Raw genomic sequence first — 6,234 nt, forward strand, 5'->3', positions numbered from 1 at the left:
GCAGGGAGGTGTTGCCTATTTGCATAATTGGCAGCGAGCTTTAGAAAAGTTCACTATTCTTTAGTTTTTGGAAGAATTTTTCTTTTGTCCCTTATACCAGAAAGCGAGTCGATCGGGCGACACTCCTAAGAAATAAGCGATGATTACTATTTGATTAATGGCGGTGGTTTTGATGACCCCAAGCTGCTGCCAGCGGCGGACGGATGTGAGCACTGGGTGGGGTACTATTTCGATGTCGCCTTGTTTTTTCAACCGTCGCACGAATTCAAAGTCTTCCATGAGGGGCAAGTCGGGAAAACCGCCGATTTTGTCAAAGGTAGCTGAAGAGAGGAAAATGGCTTGGTCGCCGTAGGGCATTTGCAGAAAGTTCGATCGCCACTTTACCCCTGTTTCTACCAGCCGGAGGCCCAGGCTGCTGCCGTCAATCTTGAGTTCAAAGGCTCCCGCTACAGCAGACGGGTTAGCTAGTGCGCGACGGGCGCTATCGTCGTACCCGCGAGGCAAAAGAGTGTCTGCGTGGAGAAACAGCAGGATATCTCCAGTAGCAGCGGCGGCACCTGCATTCATTTGGGTGGCGCGGCCTGGGGCGGTGGAGATAACTCGGACGCCCAAAGATTTTGCTATATCTGCTGTACCGTCGCTGCTGCTGCCGTCGGCGACAATTATTTCGACATTTTTGGCCTCAAGGGCGGTGGAGATGACTCGGGCAATTGTAGGTGCTTCGTTTAAGACTGGAATGATAATGGAAATTTTGAGATTGGGATTTTCTGGCGACATAGCTAGTAAAAGTATAGTCATTTATCGCATGACATGGGAGGCATTAAGTCCCTCCCCTTTCGCTTGTACTTTGAGCGGATTAACCCGCATTGGCCCAACTACGCAGCTCCCTATCCCATTACTAAACGCATTTGGGATTGCTTTTCTCAGAATATTGTAAGCACCGTTAACATCGGAATTGATTAATTGACCGACCGATGTTTTGTACAATCCTCTCTTGATTCGCCTGCCACTAAATATGACATCATTGCCAGTCTTTCCATAAACAGGGATTGGGTCTAAATTGAGAAAACTTGATTGAGAAGTATAAGATTCTTCTTGCACAATCACCTTAATCCCAACTAATTGAGCTTTGTATTCCAACATCTCAATTAGTCGAGCATGAGGAATGTTGACAAAGTTTTGATTAGTTTGCTTCCCTAAGTTGCTCTCGTTTTTCCATTGTATATTTTTGCCAATTACTAGCCTCTCAATTTGTTTGGCAACAAGAACGTCAACGATCAGGCGACTGGTATGGTGCAAATAGTTATCGACTTTTTGATTGCGACAACGAGTTAAACGCTGAATGCGGGACGAGGTCTGGCGACCTCTTTTCAACTGAGATTGTAACTGTGCTTTACGTTTGTTGTAGAACTGATTAATTGATTTCAATGGTCGCCCGTTAATCAGGAGAGGGGTAAAACCCGGTTGATTTGAAGTTAACGCCACTAAATTATTCAGTCCTAAATCAATACTAGCTACGAAGTTTTTTTGGTTTTCATCAAGGGTGGACTCCGGTTCATTATAGATTACCTCGATTACATAAGAATCGCATTTAGGGACCAGTCTAACTTGGCAAAGCTGAGCGGGTTTCACCTTAGTTTTTATTGAGATTTCCGTACCCGAAAGCTTGATGATTCCTTTTTTCAATTGCTTGCTACTAACAGCCTGAATTGTATAGACGAGGATATTCCGTCCTTTAATTTTATCTTTGTACTTCGGTAGTTTTGGGCTACCCGTGAATTTAGTGGGCTGCGTTTTGTAAGCTTTTACCGCCTCAAAAAAAGATTTCCAATTTTTATCCAATATCATCAATACTTGTTGACTAACCTTGGCTGGCAAGTCTTTGTACGCTTGATGAGACTTCATCAAACCGTTCATTTCGTTGTAATTAATGTAACCCCATCCATAGATAAAACTCTGACGAATTACGTAATTAGCAGCATTGTAGAGATTTTTGGATTGAAAAGCTAATTTATCAATTTCAACGAAACGGTGTTCCGTAGATTTAATGATGTGCCTTTCTGCTAGTTGCATTCAGACTCTCCATTTTTTAACGAGCGCAATAATTTTTTTAGTTGACCCTCCTGACTATATGATACTACCATTGTTTATTGATGCTTACAATCTTAATGAAGTTTTATAATACAGCATTAAGCACCCCGTGAGAGAGGGCGGGTTTTGTACAAAGTTTATCTGTTATGCGAGCCCATTTTTGACGCCTGGATAGCCCCTACATTGGTAGTTAACGAGGGAGGGCGAGTTTTGTACAAAGCTTATCTGTTAGGTGCTCATTTAGTTGCTCATTTTTTACGCCGGGATCGCGCCTATATTGGGCTTTCATCTGGCAGGAGGGGTTTCCTACAAAGCTGAGCTGTTAGTTGCTAATTTATTTGCTAATTTTTGCTTCTTCTCGCGCCTGGGACTATTGTCCCAAGCGCTGTCTAACTGCTACTGAGATTCAGCATTTGGTTAGACAAATACAATTACTATATTATGACCTTCTGGTTTCAGAATCAAGTAGTTTCCTCTAATTATATATGACAATTCCTAATGCTTAAAATAGATTAAATAGAGTTTAGTTATTTCAATATATTAATATCTAAACCGAGGAGGTCTTCTGGTCGATCGATATCTGCAAGAGTGGGAAGATAAGCAATATTGAGGTCTAGCTTTTGGGCGATCGCCCGCGTACAAGCAAATACTTCACTGCTTCCCCAGTCAATGCCACCAAACAATTCTGGTATCGATCGCCGCAGCCCGATCAGATAATAACCTCCATCTTTTGCCGGGCCCAAAACTAAATCGTGCTGGCTCAGTTCCTCAAAAGCTTGTGCTATGATTTCTGCTTTCAAACCAGGACAATCAGTGCCGATAATTGCAGTTTTCTCAACCCCGGAATTAAAAGAGTTTTGAAAGGCTGCTGTCATTCTTGCGCCCAAATCGCCGTCTTTTTGATTTTCACAAATAATATCATTTCCCAACCACTCTTGCATCAGTTGTTTGCTGCCGCCGGCTCGGTGAATTTCTACCGATAATTGGCGGTATTTTTGGAGAGAGAGAGCGGAGGCGATCGTCCGTTGTGCCATCAAGCGGTGAAGGTTGGCAGCGCCTGTTTTTCCCAGCACCGGGATTAGTCGAGTTTTGGTTGTTCCCGGTTCTGGATAGCGGGTGAAAACAATCAGTTTTTCGGGCATCTTTTATCGTTTAGGAGTTTTAAAGGAAGGAACCGCAGAGGAAGAGAAGAGAAAGAGTTGACAACTGATTCACGGATTGCCGATCGATATTGGTGGGTTAGGCGATGACTTAATTTAATCGTCGCGCCCAACCCAGCCTACAATGTATTTACTTAAAAATAGCCAGGGGTTAGCTCATTTCTAGCATTCGCTGGATGGGCTGCAAGGCTGCTAGTTGAATATCTAGGGGCATGGTAATTTCAGGGGTTTGATTTTTTAGGGAGAGATACAGTTTTTCCAAGGTATTTAATCTCATGTGCGGGCATTCGTTGCAAGCGCAGTTATTATTGGTTGAGGGAGCGGGGATGAAGCGTTTGTGCGGAGCTTGCTTTTGCATTTGGTGAATGATTCCCGGTTCAGTCGCGACAATAAAAGCTTGGCTGGAACTAGCTTGAGAATATTTGAGCAAAGCGGTGGTGGAGCCGATGTAATTAGCGTGGCGCAGCACGGGAGGTTCGCATTCTGGGTGGGCAATTATTTCGGCTTCGGGATTTTCGATTTTGAGTTGAACTATCTTTTTTTCTGAGAAGTTTTCGTGGACGATGCAGGCTCCTTGCCAGATTTCCATGTTTCTACCGGTTTGTTCCATGACGTAGCGGCCGAGATTGCGGTCTGGCCCAAAAATTATCGGCTGATTGTCGGGAATTTGGTTGACAATTTTAACAGCATTAGAACTGGTGCAAATTATATCGCTCATTGCCTTAATTGCGGCGGTACAATTAATGTAGGAAATTACCAAATGTCCTGGGCGCTCGGCTTTGAAAGCTGCAAAGGCTTCGGGAGGGCAACTGTCGGCGAGGGAACACCCAGCATTTAAGTCTGGCAACAATACTAATTTGTCGGGATTGAGAATTTTTGCGGTTTCAGCCATGAAATGAACTCCGGCAAAAACTATGACATCAGCGCTGGTGTTGGCGGCTTTGCGGGCAAGTTCTAGGGAGTCGCCAATGAAGTCTGCGATGTCTTGAATCTCGGAGTCTTGGTAATAGTGGGCGAGAATGACGGCGTTCAACTCTTGTTTGAGGGCGTTAATTGCTGCAAACAAGTCGTCGGGCAGTCGGGTTTGAGTAAAGTAGGGAGCTGGTGCGGTGGTAAACACAGTTAGAATATTCCGGGGAAGGTGGCGAAGACAGCTAAAGTGTATTTTGAATTATAGTTGAATTCACCAAAAAGTGCTGGCTGTTCAGTGGAACCCATCTAAAATCTCACATCTAAAATCCAAAATATGCTCCGGGAGAGTGCAAAAATTGGTCGCTGTTTCTTATGCTGAGTAAGAAGGGGCTAGGGATCGATCGCACATAAAAAATGAAATGAATAAAGCTAAATCTATCAAAATTGCGGTGGTGGGGGATGTTCACGATCGCTGGGAACCTGAAGACGGCGAGGCCCTGAAGCATCTGGGCGTTGATTTGGTGCTGTTTGTGGGGGATTTTGGCAATGAGTCGGTGGAGGTGGTGCGAGCGATCGCCCAATTGGACATTCCGAAAGCAGCGGTGTTTGGGAACCACGACGCTTGGTACACGGCGACGGAGTGGGGCCGCAGTCAGTGCCCTTACGATCGCACTCAAGAAAATTGGGTGAAACAGCAATTAGATTTAATGGGAGAAGCTCACGTCGGTTACGGGAAACGGGATTTTCCAGAATTGGGCGTAACTGTGGTGGGAAGCCGCCCGTTTACTTGGGGGGGATCGGAGTGGAAGTACGGGGATTTTTACTCGGAGTGGTTTGGGGTAGAAAGTTTTGAGGAGTCGGCGCGGCGCATAGCAGGGGCTGCGGCTCTGGCCGACTGCGAAAATGTGATTTTTTTGGGTCACACGGGCCCGACGGGGTTAGGAGAGGCTCCTGAAGACCCCTGCGGGCGAGATTGGAAGCCGCTGGGAGGGGATTGGGGCGACCCTGATTTTGCGGAGGCGATCGATCGAACTCGGAGTTCGGGAAAGCACATACCTCTGGTAACTTTTGGTCATATGCACCACAAACTGCGGCACAAAAAGCATGAGTTGCGGAAGTCGCTGGAGGTGAGTGCGGAGGGTACAGTTTATTTGAATGCCGCCAGCGTACCGCGAATTGTCGAGAGAGAGTGCTCGAAACTGCGGAATTTCTCGATCGTCCTGCTGGAAAATGGAGCAGTGTCGGAAGTGTCTCTGGTTTGGCTGGGGGAGGATTTCGCGGTGGCCTTAGAACAAATTCTTTATCGGCGCGCTGAATCTGCGGCTATTTGTAGTTAGTGGCAATTGCTGGTATGATTAATTAATGTATGCGCCGGGAGAGGTGGCAGAGTGGTCGAATGCGCTCGGCTTGAAACCGAGTGTGGCAGTGATGTCACCGTGGGTTCAAATCCCACCCTCTCCGTTTTTGAGAAAATGCCTAATTTTTGGGCGATCGCAATTTTGTCAGACACACCCGATTTCAATTGAGGGCCGTAAAGGCCGAGAGTCGATCGCTCAAACTCCCCTCCACTCAAATAACTCCAATTGCTGGAACTCTCTTAGGGTTCCCAGGCTCAGCCACCAACGCGGATGATTTTCCCTGTCTTCCAACAGGCTCCTCGGGCGTACTTTTATCCTGTTTCCGAGGGACTCTCGGTACAGCATCCAAATAGATTCCCAGTCGATCCAGGCCGCGCTGCCAAATAACTTTTGCAGCATCCACATCGGCATCCTCATGATGGCCGCACTCTTGGCAGATAAACTTCTCCCGATCTCGATTGGTGGGACTGACATACCCGCACTCGCTGCATTCCTGAGAGCTAAAATGAGGTACCGCTTCATAAACCAGAACGCCCGCCCTTTCGGACAAAATCTTGACTTTCTGTTTTAAGAGACCTCTTGCGAAAGTGCGCTCGTTCTAGGTAAAATAAAAGAAATAATTAGCTCCCATAAGATGAATTACGAACAAGTACAAAAGTTAAACCCCGCCGACTTTAAACGGTACTGTGGACTACATCAAGAGACATTCAAAG

General features: G+C 46.1%; 6 protein-coding genes and 1 tRNA gene. 2 read left to right on the forward strand and 5 right to left on the reverse strand.

The features are described 5' to 3' along the window. Positions 1-60: 60 nt before the first annotated feature. From ACUVJL_RS21320 to nadA, 4 genes are all read right to left on the reverse strand, one after another. A complete protein-coding gene (locus tag ACUVJL_RS21320; RefSeq protein ID WP_445247660.1) occupies positions 61-798 on the reverse strand; it encodes a TIGR04283 family arsenosugar biosynthesis glycosyltransferase in 738 nt (245 codons plus the stop codon). Next, positions 799-2,073, reverse strand: a complete 1,275-nt coding sequence (locus ACUVJL_RS21325) for an RNA-guided endonuclease InsQ/TnpB family protein (RefSeq protein ID WP_445247661.1) — start codon at positions 2,071-2,073, stop codon at positions 799-801. A 545-nt stretch (positions 2,074-2,618) separates the two neighbouring features. Then, entirely contained in the window at positions 2,619-3,233 is a 615-nt protein-coding gene (locus ACUVJL_RS21330) for a TIGR04282 family arsenosugar biosynthesis glycosyltransferase (protein ID WP_445247662.1), read from the reverse strand. A 169-nt stretch (positions 3,234-3,402) separates the two neighbouring features. Next, a complete protein-coding gene (gene nadA, locus ACUVJL_RS21335; protein WP_445247663.1) occupies positions 3,403-4,371 on the reverse strand; it encodes a quinolinate synthase NadA in 969 nt (322 codons plus the stop codon). 211 nt (positions 4,372-4,582) lie between these two features. On the opposite strand from nadA, the gene ACUVJL_RS21340 reads away from it, so the two are divergent. Continuing rightward, on the forward strand, positions 4,583-5,500 hold the full coding sequence (locus ACUVJL_RS21340) for a TIGR04168 family protein (protein ID WP_445247664.1): 918 nt from the start codon (positions 4,583-4,585) through the stop codon (positions 5,498-5,500). Between the two features lie 37 nt (positions 5,501-5,537). Beyond that, a tRNA-Ser gene (locus ACUVJL_RS21345) sits at positions 5,538-5,624 on the forward strand. A 108-nt stretch (positions 5,625-5,732) separates the two neighbouring features. Here ACUVJL_RS21345 and ACUVJL_RS21350 read toward each other — a convergent pair. Then, positions 5,733-6,071 carry a zinc ribbon domain-containing protein gene (locus ACUVJL_RS21350; RefSeq protein ID WP_445247665.1) on the reverse strand — a complete coding sequence of 113 codons (339 nt, stop codon included), beginning with the start codon at positions 6,069-6,071 and terminating at the stop codon, positions 5,733-5,735. Positions 6,072-6,234 lie beyond the last annotated feature (163 nt).

This window comes from Microcoleus sp. OTE_8_concoct_300, assembly GCF_031383065.1.
GTDB lineage: Bacteria > Cyanobacteriota > Cyanobacteriia > Cyanobacteriales > Microcoleaceae > Microcoleus.